Origin of the sequence: Proteus mirabilis HI4320 (genome assembly GCF_000069965.1) — a bacterium.
In the GTDB taxonomy this organism is placed as follows: Bacteria; Pseudomonadota; Gammaproteobacteria; order Enterobacterales; family Enterobacteriaceae; genus Proteus; species Proteus mirabilis.
This window is the reverse complement of the sequence record NC_010554.1, coordinates 926,920-946,197: the sequence shown is the minus strand read 5'-3', so window position 1 is coordinate 946,197 and position 19,278 is coordinate 926,920. Positions and strand designations below refer to the sequence as shown.

Below are 19,278 nucleotides of genomic sequence, written 5' to 3'. Positions count from 1 at the left end.
TAGTATTAAGATTTTTGATTGCGTAATACTTGTAAACAGTAACGTAACGTTTTATCCATCGGCGCTTCAATACGCATTTTTTCCCCTGTTGAGGGATGAATAAAGGTTAATGAACTCGCATGTAAAAAGAGACGATTAAGCTTGGTTGAAGCTAATTGTGTATCAAAATCACGATCACCATAGCGATCATCAAAAGCAATAGGATGGCCGGCATGTAATGTATGGACACGAATTTGATGAGTTCGTCCCGTGACAGGACTTGCTTTAACTAAGGTCGCAAATTCAAAGCGCTCTTCTACCTTAAAGCGTGTTTCTGATGGTTTACCTTCACTACTTACTTTAACCACCCGCTCACCACTTTGTAGGATATTTTTCAATAAAGGGGCTTGTACTACTTTTGTATGAGATTGCCATTGACCACGTACTAAGGCTAAATAATCTTTTTGCATCTGTTTTAATCTTAGCTGTTCGTGTAGTGAACGCAGGGCTGAGCGCTTTTTAGCAATCAACAATACCCCTGAGGTATCTCTATCAAGGCGATGCACTAATTCTAGAAATCTCGCTTCTGGGCGCAATGCCCTTAAACCTTCAATCACACCAAAACTGAGTCCGCTACCACCATGTACTGCCGTCCCTGATGGCTTATTAATCAGCATCACATGTTCATCTTCATATAAAATACACTCAGCAAGTGCTGATACTTTTTCTAACTTAGGCGATACCGCATGTTCTTCTTTTTCTGCTACCCGGACAGGAGGAATACGAATGCTATCCCCTGCAGCTAATTTATATTCAGGCTTAATGCGCCCTTTATTAACCCGAACTTCACCTTTGCGGATAATTCGGTAAATCATACTTTTCGGTACACCTTTTAAGCGTGCCAGTAAAAAATTATCAATACGCTGGCCTGCTTCATCGCCATCAATGGTGACGAACTGAACTTGATTAAATGATTTCATAGTGGCGATTTTTTAGCTCTCTTAAAATAAAAAATGACAAACAAATTATTGGTGCACAAAATAACATCAAATTGGGTGCCTATTTTAACCTGATTAATGGGAAAAAGACGAAACATTAACTAATCTCTCATATTTATACAGAAAAAGTCACCAAAGCGGAAAAGTCATCTTGCTATAACCCCAACACCAATGGAATAATGCAGACTCTCCTGATTAAGTTTATCAGGTATATTTATGAAATTTTGTTTGTTTGATATTCAAATGCAGCAATGGCGTAAGACATAGTCGAATATCAAACAATTTAGTATGCCATAAATACATCACTTATTGAGTTGGCACATTACGTCTCAATTAAAGAGTGCTGAATTTTAGAACTGAAAATCAGACTCACCGACAAATTGCACCTCTATACAATCGACAACCGTGAGGTTGACGCCTTTGTAAAAGACACGAGGTCATCGGTTATCAATAGTGTAATTACGTATGTCAGTGGCACATTATAAAACGTGAAAATAACGAGTAAGTCACAATATGAAAAGAATGTTAATTAACGCGACTCAACAGGAAGAGTTGCGTGTTGCCCTTGTTGATGGGCAACGTTTGTATGATCTGGATATCGAAAGCCCCGGACATGAGCAAAAAAAAGCCAATATCTATAAAGGTAAAATCACCCGAATTGAACCCAGTCTAGAAGCCGCTTTTGTTGATTATGGTGCGGAACGCCACGGTTTCCTTCCTATCAAAGAAATTGCCCGCGAATATTTCCCTAGTAATTATCACTCACATGGTCGTCCTAACATCAAAGATGTTTTAAAAGAAGGTCAAGAGGTAATCGTACAGGTAGATAAAGAAGAGCGCGGAAATAAAGGTGCAGCTTTAACCACCTTTATTAGCCTTGCAGGTAGCTATTTGGTATTAATGCCAAATAACCCTCGTGCTGGCGGTATTTCTCGTCGTATTGAAGGGGAAGATCGCACTGAATTAAAGGAAGCATTATCTAGCCTTGATATTCCTGATGGAATGGGATTAATTGTTCGTACTGCAGGTGTGGGTAAATCCGCAGAAGCATTACAACAAGATTTAAGCTACCGTTTAAGACATTGGGATGCTATCAAAAAAGCAGCGGAAAGCCGCCCTGCTCCTTTTCTGATCCACCAAGAAAGTAACGTGATTGTACGTGCTTTCCGTGATTATTTACGACCAGATATTGGTGAGATCTTAATTGATAACGCTAAAGTAGTTGAAATGGCTCGTAGCCATATTGAAGCCATTGGTCGTGGTGACTTTGCTAGCAAAATTCGCCACTACACAGGGGCTGTACCACTATTTAGTCACTACCAAATTGAATCTCAAATTGAATCAGCCTTCCAACGTGAAGTCCGTTTACCTTCGGGTGGCGCTCTGGTTATTGATACAACAGAAGCATTAACCGCTATCGATATTAACTCATCTCGTTCAACACGAGGTGGCGATATTGAAGAGACAGCCTTTAACACTAACTTAGAAGCTGCTGATGAAATTGCGCGCCAACTCCGTCTACGTGACCTTGGTGGTTTGATTGTTATCGACTTTATCGATATGACCCCTGTTCGTCATCAGCGTGAAGTGGAAAATAGAATGCGTGAGGCTGTGCGCCAAGATCGCGCACGTATTCAAATAGGTCGCATTTCGCGTTTCGGCTTATTAGAGATGTCACGTCAGCGTTTAAGTCCTTCATTAGGTGAATCAAGCCATCATGTTTGTCCGCGTTGTTTAGGCACCGGGACTATCCGTGATAATGAGTCACTTTCTCTTTCTGTATTGCGTCTTATCGAAGAAGAAGCATTAAAAGAAAATACTCATGAAGTACACGCTATTGTGCCCGTACAAATTGCCTCTTACTTGCTCAATGAAAAACGTAAGGCCGTCACCGATATTGAGTTGCGCCAAGCCAATGTCAAAGTAGTGATTGTTCCTAATGATCAAATGCAAACACCGCATTTCTCAGTTATTCGTGTGCGCAAGGGCGAAGAGATCTCTTCATTAAGCTACAATTTAGCGCAATATCACGAAACTCAGTTAAATGAAGCAGAAGATGAAGCCGTACCTGAGCGTAAAGCGCCAGAGCAACCGGCGATATCCGCTTTTGCATTACAAGATAATAGCGCTGACACCACCAATAAGAAAAAATCTGCACCAACTCCAGCTAAACAGGTGAAGAAAAGCGAAACAACAGAGAGTGGTGGATTCTTTAGTGCTATTGCAAAATTCTTCTCTAACTTATTTGCGAGTCAGCCAGAGCCTGTCGTTGAAGAAAAACCGCAAGAAAGCAAAAAAGAGAATAATGAAAACCGTCGTGAGCGCCGAAATAATAACAATCGTCGCAATAATAACCGCCGTGAACGCGATAATGATCGCAATCGTGACCACGAGCGCAATCGCGATAACGTAACGAGCGAAGAAAATCGTAAGAACCGTAATCAGAAAGCGCAAAATGCCAATACTGAAGTCAGTAATGAGCAAGAAATCGCTGAACGTGAAGCCCGTCGTCAACAACGCCGTGAACAACGTGCAGAACAACGTCGTCGTCAGGAAGAAAAACGTCAGCAACAACAAGAAGCTGCGAAAGCCGCACAAAATACAGCGGAAAATGACAATGCAGCAAAACAGGCTGAGAAGAAAGAAGAACCTCGTCGCCCTGTTATGCCTCGTCGTGCTCGCCGTCAATTAACGCAATCTGTTCGTGTTACTGATGCTGTCGCAACACCCGCTATTGATGTTGCTGTGAGCGACTCACCGGTTTCTGAGCCACCAGCGACAGTGGTTAGTCAATTACCATCATCAGAAAAACAGCAAGTTGCGAAACCAGTAGCGACGGTTAAAGATGAGCAAGAACAAGTTTCTGCTAATGCGTTAACTGATACTGTAAAAGCACAAGAAGAAGTGAAAAAAGAAGAGAATGCGGGCCAACAAGAAAATGTGATGCCACGTCGCTCTCGCCGTTCACCTCGTCATTTACGTGTTAGTGGGCAACGTCGTCGCCGTTATCGTGATGAACGTACATTAGTCTCCCCTATGCCGCTAACGATGGCCGTAGCTTCTCCAGAGCTTGCGTCAGGTAAAGTATGTATTCATTACCCTGTCACACCAATTAGTGATGCACCATTTGTTGACAATAATGTTGAAAATAGCACTGACAATACAGTTGCTAAAAACTTCATTACTCATAAAGATCCACAAATGGTTGCTATTGCACCAGAAGTATCAGAAACCATTGCTGCAGATGTTGCTCAGGCTCAAACAGCAAATACTGAAGCAACTGAAGCGACTTATTCGGTCACAGTTAGTACTGAATCAACCACTGAAGCTGTAGCTGAAATTGTCGCGATTGCACCGCAAGAAACGACTGCTGATGTTAATGAGTCAACTGCCGATCATGTAGAAGAAAACGCTGTTAACAACGTTATTGCTGACGTTAATACCCAAGAGCATGTTACTCGTAAAGAGAATATCTCTGCGGTATTAAATACAACGGAAGCTTATCTACATGAAGTGACTGAGCAAGCAGATGTTGCCGAAGAGAAAACAGAAACCACTCATAATAAAGTCATAGCTAATGCTGATCATGAAACCGCTAGTGAAGACACCCATAGTGACATGACAACGCAAGCGCCTGTACCTGAGATGCCAGCAACAACCCAAGCATCAACTGAATGTGCGGCTGAGCAGCATGTAGAGCAAACTGCTTCTCAATCTACGCCTGTAGAAACACAGCCTGAAGTGACCGAGCCTGTTGCTGAAACTAAAACGGAAACCGAAGTCGTATCGGTTGAAGTTAAGCAGCCAGCTAAAGTGACCGTTATTCGTCAAGAGCCAACAGTACGCCAGTTACATGCCAGCTCGCCAATGACGAAAGCTCCGGCATCTACAGATGCGCCTGTAGCAATTGAAATCAAAGCATGGGATGCACGTCCAGCCTTTGATAAGCAAGGCCGTAGCGGTGCGGGTGGTCATTGTTCAACTAATCATGCTTCATCTGAAATGACTAAAGCGTCAACGCATAGTGAGTCATAAGAGAAAAGAAGCAATAATATAACGCGATAAAATATCCGTTGTTAATCCAAGAGCCTGTTAATTAGCAGGCTCTTTTGTTTTATGGCTTGTGTGACCATAACTATGATGAAAAAACGAAAAAAAAGGCCTCTGAACAACCATTCAGAGGCCTTTGGATTTGCCAGCTAATATAATTAATTTTTAATATTAGGAATATTTTTAATTTCACCCATCGCTTTTAATTGTTTTGACAATTCACGACGCTCTTTAGAGAGATCTGCATTTTTTATGATGTAATCATCTACACGATCTTCATAGTCACTACGCATATTAGCGATAATACCGAGTACATCTTCAATTGACATACCAGGCTTAATGTATTCACTTAAGTTGTCTAATAAAAGAACACGTTTTTGGTTATCACGGATCTTTTTCTCATTGTCAGTGATCTCACGACGGATTTTGTTTTTACGACGATACATACGCACAAACTCCAGTACGTTTTGGAAAGACGGCTTGCTTGCGTTATCCATTTCCTACACCTTTACAATTGATATTTAAGAAAAATAGTACTGTTTAAGATTATCGCTTAATCGTGTCAATAAACAAGTAAAGTTTATAAATTTAATTGATTTGGCTTAATAAACAGTAGATTAGAATGATACGCTCTATTCAATATAGTCAATCAGCCGATATTCGTAAACCTAAATAAAATCGATAAAAAAAGCTACCACTCACGAATGGTAGCCATAAAAATTATCTAGCAGCGCTGTAATAGCTAATGCCTACCCGCTTAAATCGGTTGAGCTTTATTGTTACTATCGAGATCAGTCATATCATGTTGTGGTAATGCTTTCGAGTCAGCACGTAACAACACAGCAGAAAGTAACGTAGTACCGACTACCATACATCCCATCACCATATACGTAGGGGCAAAACCGTAATGATCATAGCCATAACCCGCTAATGGGGATAACAATGTTGCCACAATGGAACTGACACATTGGAAACCGACTAAATACAATGTAGAAGATAAACGCTTATCAAAATGTTGGCTGTTATATTTAAAAATAGAAATTAACAGGATAGGAAGCTCAACGGCATGTAATAACTTCATACAAGAGATCATTATCGGCCCTTCAACTAATCCAGAACCAATAATACGCGCAGCCATCACACTACTCGCCAATAATAAACCGTTTTTCGCCCCTATTTTGTTCACTAAGAAAGGCGCAACAAACATTCCTCCCGCTTCTAAGAAAACCTGTAAGGAATTAAGATACCCGTACATCTCATTACCTTGCTGTAATGATGCAAATTGTGAAGAGAAGAAAACCGGGAACTGTTGATCGTAGACGCTATAAATACAGGTTCCGACCACAAATAATATTAATGCCCAAAAGCGCGGTAATGACAGTAAGTTTAATGCATCATTGATGGTGAGTGCAGAAGGTTTACCATGCTCTAATTGATTAAAAGCATCTGGTTTATCTGTTTTTAGTAACGCCAACAGAATTAAGAAGATCACCCCCGCTATCGATGCCATAAAAAAGTTATAGTTAGGATCGATATTGATATTATGCCCAGCAATAAAAGTTGCCGATGCCCATCCCAAAGAGCCCCACATCCTCGCCCTGCCATACTCAAAACCACGAATACGGCTAACACGCTCAGTATAAGATTCTAAAACGCCGATCCCGGCATTAAAAGTCATTCCTACATAGAGCCCTCCGAGAATAGAGCCAATAAAAATATTCCAGCGCAATATTGCCGCAAAGCTAAGAAAAAAAGGCCCCGATAAAATAAGCAATACCGCGATAACCAGCAGTAAATTTTTGCGTAAACCCAGTTTATCTTGAATAAAGCCATAGAGTGGCTGGGCACATAAAGCAATCAATGATATAGCCGAGAATATCAAACCAGTATCTGTTGCTTTAAGTCCAACATATTGATGTAACCAAATAGAGATTAATGAAAACGATGAAGACCATGTAAAAAAGAAGAAAAATAGCAACGCACTTAAGATCACATAGTATTTTTTAGCATCTTTATTCATTGTTAAGCGCCTTATAAAGTCATTTTGCGACCAGAATGTTAACGTTAACTCTATTTATAACGTAGAAAATATTTACCATTATGTGATTTAACGCACTAAAGTTAACGTTAACATATAAGTTATGTGCGATAGATCGCTATTTGTATATCCCCATTAAACGAGGTTCTCCCTATACTCAACGCTATGCTCCTTTTATTTCTTATTCATTAGATATTTCACGTTTTAGTCAATATGGTTTACCATACCTTTTATCGCAGTTAAGCATTGTTAACAATTTGATATTTGTGACACTATCATCAATCAAACTTTGTCGTTATATCCATTGTTTAAACCCGATGCAACTCAATAGTGCAAGGTTTAATGCTTTAAAACTCATTTAAAAATCAATTAATTAAGCAGATAAATTACGGTAGGAAACCTTGTCAAATTCAGCTAATACCCCCACTTTCTATATCCATGACTACGAGACCTTTGGTACGCATCCTGCGATGGATCGCCCTGCGCAATTTGCCGGTGTCAGAACAGATATGGATTTTAATATCATTGAAGATCCTCTGGTCATTTATTGCAAACCGAATGATGATTACTTACCTCAGCCAGAAGCCGTCATGATAACGGGGATCACACCACAAATAGCACTAAAGCATGGTGTATCAGAAGCTGAATTTACTCGCCAAATTCATCAAGCCTTTAGCCAGCCTAACAGTTGTATTATGGGTTATAACAATTTACGCTTTGATGATGAAGTCACCAGAAATATCTTATACCGTAATTTTTATGATCCCTATGCCTATAGTTGGCAAAAAGGAAATTCACGTTGGGATTTACTTGATGTTTTACGTGCATGTTATGCATTGCGTCCTGAGGGAATTAATTGGCCTGAGAATGATGATGGCTTTCCGAGTTTTCGCCTTGAGCTATTAACTAAAGCAAATGGGATCTCCCACGAAAATGCGCATGATGCCATGTCAGACGTTTATGCAACTATTGCGATGGCAAAAAAACTCAAACAAGCGCAACCTCGTATGTTTGATTATTTCTTTAATTTACGTGATAAACGTAAAGTACAAGCACTGATAGATATCCCAACCATGACGCCGCTTGTGCATGTTTCTGGTATGTTTGGTGCAGCGCGTTCTAATTTAAGCCTTGTAGCTCCTTTAGCTTGGCATCCAGATAATCGTAATGCGGTGATTGTTTGTGATTTAGCTGCGGATATTTCCCCTTTATTAACCCTCACTTCAGAGCAATTGCGTGAGCGCTTATATACTCCTCGCAGTGAGTTATCTGCCGATGAGCCACCAGTTCCGATAAAATTACTGCATATTAATAAATGCCCTATCGTTGCACCTAAAAATACCCTCAGATCTCAAGATGCCGATAGAATTGGATTAGATATTGATAATTGTTTAAATAACCAAGCAATATTGCTGTCTAATCCTGAGATCCGCAATAAAGTCGTCGAGATTTTTGCTCAGCAAACACCATTTACCCCTGCAGATGATGTTGATGCTCAATTATACAATGGCTTTTTTAGCGATAATGATCGTAGCGCGATGGAAATTATTCGCTCAACACAGCCACAAAACTTACCAGCACTTAATTTAACTTTTGAAGATCCACGTATGGAGCCGCTGTTTTTCCGTTACCGTGCGAGAAACTTCCCAGCCACATTAACTTATGATGAACAACAACGTTGGTTAGCGCATAGAAAAGAGCAATTAACGCCAGAAAAGCTGACTGAATATATCAATACCATTCAGCTGTTAGCAGAAGAACATAGCGATAACGAAGAAAAGCTAAAACAACTGCAAGAGCTATATTTATATGCTCAAGAAATTGCGAGTTAATAACATCAGATAAGCAATTAAATTACGCAAAAGGCAGGTTTCCCTGCCTTTATTATATTTAGCTGTCAGAGAATAAAAAACTTATTCTTTGTTTTCTATATGATTAACTTCAGCTTGATTATGATTATGCCCGCAACCACACTCTTCTCCCCAATATTTTAATTTTGAGGTTTTACCAATGCCTGGGTTCATGCTATTTGTCGGATCGTTATGTTTATAAAACGCTTTTAATTGCGGTTTTGCATAATAGAGATGCCCTACATTATGCTCTGCTGGATATTCCGCACCACGTTTGTCTAGTAAGGCTAACATCTGTGCTTTAAGCGCCTTAGCGTCAACACCTTTTTTAATAATATAATCTTGATGCATAACGTGACACATAAAGTGACCACAGTACAATTTATAGAGCAATTGGTTTTCTATTTCAGGAGGCAGTTTTTCAAACCAATCTCGATCATTACGACGCAATGCAATATCCAAAGGTAGCACATCTTCCACATCGTTAATATGAACGGCATGATAACGCACCGCAGCACCCGCGGCGGCAAAACGATGTAAAAAGGCTTTATTACCTTCTTCTTCTGTACATTCGAAATAATCCCCCGTGGCATGTTTAAAATATTCTTTTAAATAAGTTGAGGCTTCTTCTATACCACTATCCGCCATTCTTAGCATTAAATGATGCTCATATTTATCGCGATATTCTGTCATACGAGCAGGTAAATGAGCAGGCCATAACTTACTCATCAATTGCATTGTTCTATCAGTTAGATTCTTAGGTAAAAATGGCACTTTATTAAGAACAGCATCAACACGCCCTTTAATAGCAAATAATGCTGGCATCTTATCTGTACCTAACTTATCAATAATTAAAAAAGTATCTTTGCCATAAACTTCTGCCATCTTGTAGTAACTTCGATGCATATACTCACCCGCAACGGGTAATACCTTAAATTGACTGAGAATATGGCGACGGATATCTTCTAACTCATCAGGATCATTGGTCCCAATATAGAAAACTTGTGTGCGATGATCAGCAGGGAAAGTATCTAATCTCACGGCAAAAACAGAGAGCTTACCGGCGCTTCCCGCCGCTTCAAAGAGACGTCTTTCGTCATTATTAAATCGAGATGGTGTATCTGCATCAATATCACGTACTCGCTCACTATATTCATGATCAGATGCCAGTTTATCCGTCGCATGAATTTGTTTCGCATGATAATGTCGATTATCCAGATTGGTTAATATCTCTTCCGGAGTGTCACCTAAATCAATTCCCAAATGGTTGATAAGCTCTGCTTCACCTTGTTCATTAACACGGGCATAAAGAGATAACTCAGTATAAGCAGGACCGCGGCGCACTAATGCCCCCCCTGAGTTATTACAAATGCCTCCAATCACCGAAGCACCAATACAAGAAGACCCTATCACTGAATGTGGCTCTCTTCCTAATGGCTTTAATACTTTTTCTAAGTGCCATAATGTACTGCCAGGAAAGGCAATAACTTGGTTATATTCAGAAAGAACTTGTATTTTATCTTGGCGCAAGGTACTGATGATAACAATATCACGATCATAGTCATCACCACTGGGGGTTGAACCTTCTGTTAACCCAGTATTTGCCGCTTGCATAATAATAATTTTATCGGCTTCAACACAGGTTTTAAAAATACGCCACTGTTCTAATAAAGAGCCGGGGAATACCACTGCCAGCGCTTTTCCCTGTCCGGAACGAAACCCTTTACGATATCGCTCTGTTTTATGCTCTTGGGTTAATACATGTTTTTTACCGACAATACCTTCTAACTTACGAATAAAATGCTGGTTTGTGGAGCTGCTACTCTCATTCATTGTCCCTATCCTATTCCTGTCTTGTCTGATTTTTCTATTTATCACAGTTTAATTTTTATTTAAAAATAATGAGATAAAAAGAAATGTATTATCAATATAACCACTTTTATACCATTGTGAGCAAGTTAATCACAATAAATTAGCCACTAGTTTGATAAAATAATTATAGCTACCATTAATAAAACGCTTTTTACAAAGCGTATTTATCATTCCATGATTAAATATTCTCTTTCATTAATTTCTCTATTGCTAATTTATTCCATGCTTGGCAACTACGGCTTTGGTAACTATTTTGATTGGTGGCTAAAGCTAATTGATAAGATAACCTAGGGGAAGTAATGGGAATAACCACTAAATCATCGATAGGATATTTATTACACATGCTATTAGGCAACAGTGTGATCCCGACACCGGCTTTAACCATTGCAATAATTAAATCTAAATGATTACTTCTCCCCACAATTTGTGGTTCAGTGTTATAAATCCCACAAGCACTACGTACCAAATCATTAATACGAAAATCTTCTGAAAAAAAGATAAACCGCTCTGTAATAAGCTGTTTAAAATTAACCTTCTTATCTTTAGCCAAAGGATGGGATTGTGCTACTAATAACATCAAGTGATCTTCTGAAAAAATGGTTAATTCAAAATCTTTATCATTAAAAGGTAACATCACTGCCGCAGTTTCTACCGTGCCTTCTAACATCGCATCTTCCATCTGTTTGGTGCCCAGCTCAAAAATTTTAAGTTCAACATTGGGATGGCGAGAGCTAAACGCCATGATAATATCAGCAAAATAGGTTGAGGCTATAACAGGAGGTAATCCGACATTTAAGGCGCCTGTTAAAGGTTCATCTTTATCATTTAATGCTTTATTCATACTATTAAATTGAGCGAGGATCTGCTTTGCATGCTCATATAAAATAGCACCGTCATCAGTTAATTTTACCCCATCCACTTCTCTTATTAATAAAACAGTGCCTAATTCATCCTCTAATTTTTTAATGCTACGACTAATGGCTGGTTGTGTAATAAATAAAGCATCAGCGGCTCGGCTAAATCCATTTAATTGAACAACTTCAATAAAATAGCGTAAAACACGAATATCCATAAATAATTTTTACCTTATTACTTTTGGTTATACCCCCAATAATAATAAACCATTTCCTTAAAAACAAAATTAGCGATAGAACATTAAGCATAATGTAAGAACTTTACTATCATTTAGTAGATTATTATTTCAGATTTTCTGGAGATTATATGACAAACACAGTTATTAAGTACGTTTTAGACCGATTATATGATTTAGGTATCAAAGATATTTTTGGTGTTGCTGGTGATTACGCCTTCCCTATTGAAGACACTGTTTGCAACAACCAACAACAACGTTGGATTGGTAACTGTAATGAATTAAATGCGGCATATGCTGCAGATGGCTATGCCCGAATTAAAGGTATGGCAGCATTATCCACTACCTTTGGCGTAGGTGAATTAAGTGCGATTAACGCTATTGCCGGTGCCTATGCTGAAAATTTACCGATTTTCCATTTAGTTGGCATGCCAGCAAGTGGCGTACAAAAAAGTAAACGCCTTGTGCATCATACTTTAGGTAATGGTGATTTTGATGTTTTTTATCAGATTGCTCAGCGCCTTGCTTGCGCTCATACTATTTTAACACCCGAAAATTGTGTGGAAGAAATGGAGCGCGTAATAGATGTGGCATTAAAAGAGCGTCGTCCTGTTTATATTGGTATACCTTCAGATTATGCTAATAGCCAAGTAGTAGCGCCGTTATCTGTTACCGCACCACAAAAGCCAACAAGTGATAAAGCAACATTAGAAAAAGCAGTATCAGCAATCATTGAGAAACTCACCCACAGCAATAATGTCTGTGTATTACCAGGCTTTTTATCTGCACGTTTAGGGTTAACAGATAAAATCCAGCATTTTATTGATAAAACAGGTTTACCTTATGCCACTATGTTTATGGATAAAAGCATATTAAGTGAATCTAACGCGCAATATGTTGGTATGTATGACGGACAATTAATGACACCAGAGGTCAGAGAATTTGTTGAAAGTAGTGAATATATATTAGGGATCGGTACATTACTGACTGACTTTAATACAGGCAGTTTCACTGCTAATATGAAATCAGAACAATTTATCAGTATCATGCCAGACTATGTTGAAATTGATTCTGTGATCTACTCCTGCGTTTATATGACAGATATTCTTTCTGAATTAACCCAACGACTACCAAATAAAACTTATCATAAAATAACAGCGAAAGGATTAGGTGAAGCGGTTGCATCTGATAATGATAAAATTACAGCACAATATCTCTATCCTCGTTTAGAAAAATTCTTTAAGCCTAATGATATTATTATTGCAGAAACAGGAACCTCATCCATGGGATTAGGCTTCGCTTTATTACCTGAAGGTGCACAATTTCATAACCAAACACTATGGGGCTCTATTGGTTGGGCAACACCGGCTGCATTAGGCGCTGCATTAGCGGCACCAGAAAAACGCATTATTTTAATTACCGGTGAAGGCTCTCATCAATTAACAGTACAAGAAATTAGTCAATTTGTTCGTTTCGGTTTAAAACCTATTATTCTAGTATTAAATAACGATGGTTATTTAATAGAGAGATTATTATGTGATTACCCCGAAGCTTATTATAATGATTTAGCTCAGTGGAACTATCATCAGTTACCGCAAGCCTTTGGTGCAACAGATTGGTATAGTGAAAAAGTAACTACAGCAAGTGGACTAGATAATGCGTTAAATAAAGCCGCACTAACAAATAGCGCATCTTATATTGAGATAGTCACAGAGCGATATGAGGCCTCTGAATTAGCGCAAAAATTAAAAGAATCAAAAAGTTCATTATATTCATTCTAAAATGAATAAGTAGAATAACTAATTAAGCATTTAACAGTACAAAATAGATAAAGCTTAGCTAATTTGCTTAATAAATAAGGTATAATTTAAATCATCGGCATACTCTAATTTTTATTTTTAATATAGAGAATATACCGATATTTTTTACTACATTGATCACACTATATTCAAACTATCATATAATGTTAGTAAAAATAATAAAAAAAACGCTGAATAAATTACTGCAAAACAATTTAGAAAATATCTCTAATATAATAATGCCTGTCATAAAAATTAAACATTGCTAATATAAATTAGCTCTCAATTTTTTAGAGATTATGGCTTATTTTATGAAAAATATCGTAATACCTACCTCGTTAAGCTGCTTTTTTTTACTTTTTTCCCATTCAACATGGTCTGAAACCAATATTTCACAAACCAAACAACGAATTATCGACCAACGTAATTATTGGTTAGATGAGATCAAAAATGGTGTTATCACAACTAGCCCTCAAAAAGGATCGAGAACCGCCGAATTAGATAGAATAATCAGCAATAATTATCAAGCCATTACCGGCGAACGTAGAGAACTTGCCGAAGCAGATAAGTCACAGTCTCATACTTATGTGTTTAATACCTATGCTAATATTTTATTTGGTGATAAGGCTAGATCGATCAACTTTAGCGATATTCAAGCTTATCAAGATCTCAATAAATTACATAGCACAGGCACCTATGCTTATGATACAAACAAAAAAAGAGTACGCTCGATAGATTTTATCTTAAAAGAACTTTTTTTACGTGGCCGACCTTATCAAGTACTTGATAAAGAAGGTCATTATCTTGATAACTACACCACTATAACAGGCTCATCTTATCCCAGTGGTCATACGTGGAACGGATACAAACAAGCTGCAGTGTTATCCATCTTATTCCCTGAAAAGGGCAGTGAAATGTTTGCCAGAGCAATAGAATATGGTGAAAGTCGAGTTATTGTCGGGGCACACTTCGCAACAGATACCATTGCATCCAGAATAGGCAATTATTACCTGCTGTCACAAATGCTTGCAGATGATGACACCACCCGCACTTTTGTAGAGCTTGCCAAAGAAGTCCGCCAAAATGTTGCTAGCCAATGCAAAAATCCACATTGCTTAACGACCTCGACAACAATCACTAACGATGAAACAGGTTATTACGCAACCAAAGATCCAGAACCTGCACCACGCATTACCCCTAATGAAATACCAACATCTGCCAACGCTTTACTGCGTTTACGCTTTGCCTATTTAACCAGAGAGCAACGACAATCTATCTTAGCGAGTACCACCTACCCGAGTAATTCATTGGCTGGCTGGGCTGCAAACAAAGATGATCCAAACGCCAATTGGGGATTAATTAATCTCCCGAAAGCCTATAATGGCCCTAGTTATTTCTACAATCATTTTATTGTTAATCAAATAACTAATGAATTTGACTTTGCTGAATTTGGTCAACTTGATGAATGGAAAAATGATATTAGTGGGCCTGGCAAATTAATCAAACAAGGTAATGGCACCTTGATCTTATCAGGCAATAACCATTTTGCTGGCATTGAAGTTAATCAGGGTCATTTACTGCTCACTGGTGAAAACCACTATGCAAAAAATTCTTCCATTAATGGTGGTACATTGCTTCTTGAAGGAACACTAAACACTTTACTAGATGTCAACAAAGGAGCATTGCTATTAAATGGTGGGAGCGTTGATTCTCAAGTCAATATCAATAACAAAGGGATACTTTCTGGTAAAGGAAAAATTAATAAGCTGGCCGTTTATTCAGGAGGCATCGTATCACCGGGTCATTCAATAGGTACAATTAATATAGATGATACTGTTATTTTTAATTCTGGTAGCAACTACCATGTTGAAATAAATTCACAAGGTGATAGCGATAAAATAATCAGTTTGGGTACCGCGACACTGAATGGTGGAATGGTTAATGTATCGCTTGAAAATAGCCAAAATCTGCTAACAAAAGATGATGTTCAAAGTTTATATAACACAAAATATACCATTTTAACGGCAGATCACGGTGTTAATGGTCAATTTACTGATGTAAATCCAAACTATCTTTTTTTAGGTACCACACTGTCCTACGATAAAAATTCAGTAATACTAAATGTCGGAAGAAATAACACCGCCTTTTCAAGTGTGGCTAAAACAAAAAACCAACTATCAATCGCCAATGCGATAGACGCATTACCCTTGGGACATCCTATTTATGAAAGCATTATAAGAATGGATACAGGGAATGATGCCCGCTCTGCCTATAATCAATTAACAGGTCAAATTCATGCGGATATCTTATCTAACCAACTCAACAATAGCCGGCAAATAAAAGAAACACTCCTCTCTCAGATTAAAAATGCAGAAATAATTAATAGAGAGAAAGAAAGTGCAGGTAACAAAGGTCATGTTTGGGCTAAAATTCTCTCTAATTGGGAAAAGACTTCCAATGATGGCAATGCAAATAGCTATGATGCTTCCACCTATGGCGTACTATTAGGTGCAGATCAGCGGGTTAGTCACGATAAAATGCTGCTTGGTATTGCAACAGGGGTCACCAAAACCTCACTATCTGGTGATAACAGTCACGCAAATAGCGAAAATTACCACTTATCACTCTATGGTGGCTATGATTTTGACACAATCGTGTTACGTGCTGGTGCATCTAATACCTTTCATCGTATCCATACAACAAAATCGGTCAACTATGGTGTACAGTCAGATAAAAATAAGGCGAATTACAATGGGAACACTAGCCAAATTTTTATTGAAGCAGCTTATCCCATCACCCTCTCTGATACACAATTAGAGCCTTTTGTTAATTTTGAATATGCCAAAACAAAAAACGCCACCATTAACGAGCAAGGTGGACGAGCAGCCTTACAAGCCCATTCGCAAACTCTAGAGTCAACCACCTCCACTACAGGGCTACGTTTAAATAACCAATGGAAATTTAACAGTAAATCAAGGGGTTCTCTCTATGGTGAGCTAGGCTGGAGACACCAATATAACGATGTAGAACGAGGGATCCATTTACGTTTCACACAAACCCAGCCTACATTTATAGCAAATAGTGTTGATGCTGCTCGAGATGCACTGGTGGTAAAAGCTGGAACGACTATCCAAATTAATGAGACATCAAAAGTCTCAATTGGATACAGCGGACTAACGGCAAGAAATCAGCACGATAATGGTATTGATATGAAACTCTCTATCGCGTTCTAACTATAAACAAAAAATGGCCTCACTAATGAGGCCATTTTTAAATAATCAACATACTAAATACAATGTTATTTCTCTGGCATTTGAGGCATAGGTCGACGGAATCGACGAGTGATCCACACCATATAAAGTATACCAATTGCCCCCCAAATCAGTCCTAATTCCATAGAGCCTGGTTCAAGGTTTACCCACAGTACCCCCATTGTCGCGGCACCAATAATCGGTAATATAAGATAGTTAATATGATCCATTAACCCTTTATTACGACGCTCACGAATGTAGAACTGCGAAATAACAGATAAATTGACAAAGGTAAATGCCACTAACGCACCAAAGTTAATTAACGCTGTAGCAGTGACTAAATCAAAAAAGATCGCCCCTAGCGCTAAAAAGCCAACTAACAGTACGTTAAATGCCGGTGTACGCCATTTGGGATGAACATAACCAAACGCTTTTTCAGGGAATACACCATCACGTCCCATCACATACAGCAGACGCGCAACACCTGCGTGAGCCGCCATACCCGATGCTAATACCGTCACACAAGAAAACACTAAGATAATAGACTGGAACAAGGCTCCTGCTACATACAGCATAATCTCAGGTTGTGACTCTTCTGGATTTTTAAAACGTGAAATATCTGGGAAATATAATTGTAAAAAATAAGAAACAGCGATAAAAATTAAACCACCGATTAACGCAGTTAAGAAAATCGCTTTTGGTATCACATTACCGGCATTGGGTGTTTCTTCAGATAAGGTACTAATGCCATCAAACCCTAAGAACGAGAAGCACAAAATTGTCGCGCCGGTTATCATTGGGATTAATTCAGCATCTACTGACGCAAATGGGCGGAAAGTCCATAACTCCCCTGTACCTTCGCCGTTATATACGCCATGAATTAATAAACCAACAAATACCACCATTACAGCTACTTGAATAACAACAATAACGGTATTTAAGTTAGCCACAACGTTAATTCCGCGTAGATTAAAAAATGTCATTAACGCGACTAACGCAACAACAAAGATCCACGGATCAACGCCTGGGAATATGGCTTGTAAATAAATTTTAGCCAATAAGATATTTATCATTGGCATAAATAAGTAGTCTAATAATGAAGACCACCCAACCATAAAACCAACATGTGGACTCATGGATTTTTGTGCATAAGTATAAGCAGAGCCTGCTGAAGGGAAACGCTTGACTAATTTCCCGTAGCTCACTGCGGTAAATAAAATAGCGGTTAACGCAATAGCATATGATGTTGCCACATGACCATTGGTTATACCTGATACAATACCGAAAGTATCAAAAATCGTCATAGGTTGTAAAAATGCCAACCCCATCATGACGACTTGCATTAGCGTCAATGTTTTGCGTAATTGAACACGGTTATTAACACCAGTTTGATTGGTGCCGATAGAGGAGATGACATTATCTGACATGAGCGAACCCTCCCATAACTTCGAACTGAGTACTTGATAAACTCAACCGACAGTTACTGGGAAGACTTCGCATCTGTCTATAAACAGAATAGAAAGAAGTTTTTGAGGACAGGAGTGAGTTTAGGAGACGCCGTGCTCCGTAGTCATCATTACCGCAGGTGCCGTTAGGCCCGACTGCGAAAGGGAATAATTGTACCATATTAGCATTCCTCTATCACGACAACCCTTTCTCTAAGGGGCTGGCTGCTAATCAAATTATGTTATCTATTCAGACTAAAATAAGTCTGACCTCTTGGTGTAGTAATAAGTAAAAAGCAAAAAAAAACCGATGCAGTTAAAACGCATCAGTCATATTTTTAGTGGGCGCATTTTGCACGTCTCAGACTTAAATAGCAATAGATTTTCATCAAAAAACCACCTTTTTTTACGATCTTTTTAAATAGCAAACTAAGTTAGCCTTTACTGTCACATTTCATTGACAATATTTGCGTTTTTATCACAAAGCCTAACTTTGAGATATAGCCTATTGTCGTTTGGTATTAAACAACAAAAATCATTAACACATTAACAATCAAAAAGTTAATTAATTCTGCATGTTATATACAACAATACCAACCAAAATAAAGTATTAATAATGCATAAATAAATCTAATGTAAATTAATTGCTTATTTCACGCTATAAAGACTAAAAAAGATACAGCCAACTGAAATACCATTATTTTTCAACAAGCCATATAGAGTAATCAAAAATGATTTTCAGTAATAAGAAAAAAAGATTAAGTATTCAGTAAAGATAGTCAGTGGTTAAAACAAATGAACCTTATTTTTAGGTGATTCATTAAACTAAATATAAATGCCTATTATGCATTTTGCCAGTATTGGCTTTAATTAAATAACAAAAAAAGCTCCACATAATGTGGAGCT

General features: G+C 38.3%; 11 protein-coding genes. 4 read left to right on the top strand and 7 right to left on the bottom strand.

Annotated elements, in window-relative coordinates; all coding sequences use genetic code 11:
* Nucleotides 1-5: 5 nt before the first annotated feature.
* Nucleotides 6-959 (bottom strand): 23S rRNA pseudouridine(955/2504/2580) synthase RluC, encoded by a 954-nt coding sequence (gene rluC, locus PMI_RS04185; protein ID WP_004247076.1) that lies wholly within the window; start codon nt 957-959, stop codon nt 6-8.
* A 531-nt stretch (nt 960-1,490) separates the two neighbouring features.
* Here rluC and rne point away from each other — a divergent pair.
* Nucleotides 1,491-5,012, top strand: a complete 3,522-nt coding sequence (gene rne, locus PMI_RS04180) for a ribonuclease E (protein WP_012367761.1) — start codon at nt 1,491-1,493, stop codon at nt 5,010-5,012.
* 173 nt (nt 5,013-5,185) lie between these two features.
* Here rne and tmaR read toward each other — a convergent pair whose 3' ends face one another.
* Together tmaR and PMI_RS04170 are read right to left on the bottom strand one after the other, a co-directional pair.
* The gene (gene tmaR / locus PMI_RS04175) at nt 5,186-5,524 is read right to left on the bottom strand and encodes a PTS system regulator TmaR (RefSeq protein WP_004247073.1); all 339 of its coding nucleotides are present in this window, start codon (nt 5,522-5,524) and stop codon (nt 5,186-5,188) included.
* A 260-nt stretch (nt 5,525-5,784) separates the two neighbouring features.
* A complete protein-coding gene (locus PMI_RS04170) occupies nt 5,785-7,047 on the bottom strand; it encodes an MFS transporter (RefSeq protein WP_004251857.1) in 1,263 nt (420 codons plus the stop codon).
* Between the two features lie 419 nt (nt 7,048-7,466).
* Between PMI_RS04170 and sbcB the strand changes: the two genes are divergently transcribed.
* Nucleotides 7,467-8,897: an exodeoxyribonuclease I gene (sbcB, locus tag PMI_RS04165; protein ID WP_004247817.1), complete on the top strand. Its 1,431-nt coding sequence runs from the start codon at nt 7,467-7,469 to the stop codon at nt 8,895-8,897.
* A gap of 81 nt (nt 8,898-8,978) precedes the next feature.
* On the opposite strand, the gene dld is transcribed toward sbcB, so the two are convergent.
* Both dld and PMI_RS04155 read right to left on the bottom strand, forming a co-directional pair.
* On the bottom strand, nt 8,979-10,748 hold the full coding sequence (gene dld / locus PMI_RS04160) for a D-lactate dehydrogenase (protein WP_004247070.1): 1,770 nt from the start codon (nt 10,746-10,748) through the stop codon (nt 8,979-8,981).
* Nucleotides 10,749-10,965: 217 nt separating this feature from the next.
* Entirely contained in the window at nt 10,966-11,859 is an 894-nt protein-coding gene (locus PMI_RS04155; RefSeq protein ID WP_004247816.1) for a LysR family transcriptional regulator, read from the bottom strand.
* Between the two features lie 149 nt (nt 11,860-12,008).
* Here PMI_RS04155 and PMI_RS04150 point away from each other — a divergent pair, with 149 nt between their 5' ends.
* Both PMI_RS04150 and PMI_RS04145 read left to right on the top strand, forming a co-directional pair.
* Entirely contained in the window at nt 12,009-13,658 is a 1,650-nt protein-coding gene (locus tag PMI_RS04150; protein WP_012367760.1) for an alpha-keto acid decarboxylase family protein, read from the top strand.
* Nucleotides 13,659-13,975: 317 nt separating this feature from the next.
* On the top strand, nt 13,976-16,909 hold the full coding sequence (locus PMI_RS04145) for an autotransporter domain-containing protein (protein ID WP_012367759.1): 2,934 nt from the start codon (nt 13,976-13,978) through the stop codon (nt 16,907-16,909).
* A 65-nt stretch (nt 16,910-16,974) separates the two neighbouring features.
* Here PMI_RS04145 and PMI_RS04140 read toward each other — a convergent pair whose 3' ends face one another.
* Both PMI_RS04140 and PMI_RS19560 read right to left on the bottom strand, forming a co-directional pair.
* A complete protein-coding gene (locus tag PMI_RS04140; RefSeq protein WP_004247065.1) occupies nt 16,975-18,354 on the bottom strand; it encodes an APC family permease in 1,380 nt (459 codons plus the stop codon).
* On the bottom strand, nt 18,344-18,553 hold the full coding sequence (locus PMI_RS19560; protein WP_012367758.1) for a hypothetical protein: 210 nt from the start codon (nt 18,551-18,553) through the stop codon (nt 18,344-18,346). The genes PMI_RS04140 and PMI_RS19560 overlap by 11 nt, the downstream gene beginning before the upstream one ends.
* Between the last annotated feature and the right edge of the window lie 725 nt (nt 18,554-19,278).

Excerpts from the sequence above, each read along its gene's own strand:
- rne (WP_012367761.1), top strand. The coding sequence starts at position 1,491 with ATGAAAAGAATGTTAATTAACGCGACTCAACAGGAAGAGTTGCGTGTT.
- dld (WP_004247070.1), bottom strand. The coding sequence starts at position 10,748 with ATGAATGAGAGTAGCAGCTCCACAAACCAGCATTTTATTCGTAAGTTA.
- PMI_RS04145 (WP_012367759.1), top strand. The coding sequence starts at position 13,976 with ATGGCTTATTTTATGAAAAATATCGTAATACCTACCTCGTTAAGCTGC.
- PMI_RS04150 (WP_012367760.1), top strand. The coding sequence starts at position 12,009 with ATGACAAACACAGTTATTAAGTACGTTTTAGACCGATTATATGATTTA.
- tmaR (WP_004247073.1), bottom strand. The coding sequence starts at position 5,524 with ATGGATAACGCAAGCAAGCCGTCTTTCCAAAACGTACTGGAGTTTGTG.
- PMI_RS19560 (WP_012367758.1), bottom strand. The coding sequence starts at position 18,553 with ATGGTACAATTATTCCCTTTCGCAGTCGGGCCTAACGGCACCTGCGGT.
- PMI_RS04155 (WP_004247816.1), bottom strand. The coding sequence starts at position 11,859 with ATGGATATTCGTGTTTTACGCTATTTTATTGAAGTTGTTCAATTAAAT.
- PMI_RS04140 (WP_004247065.1), bottom strand. The coding sequence starts at position 18,354 with ATGTCAGATAATGTCATCTCCTCTATCGGCACCAATCAAACTGGTGTT.
- PMI_RS04170 (WP_004251857.1), bottom strand. The coding sequence starts at position 7,047 with ATGAATAAAGATGCTAAAAAATACTATGTGATCTTAAGTGCGTTGCTA.
- rluC (WP_004247076.1), bottom strand. The coding sequence starts at position 959 with ATGAAATCATTTAATCAAGTTCAGTTCGTCACCATTGATGGCGATGAA.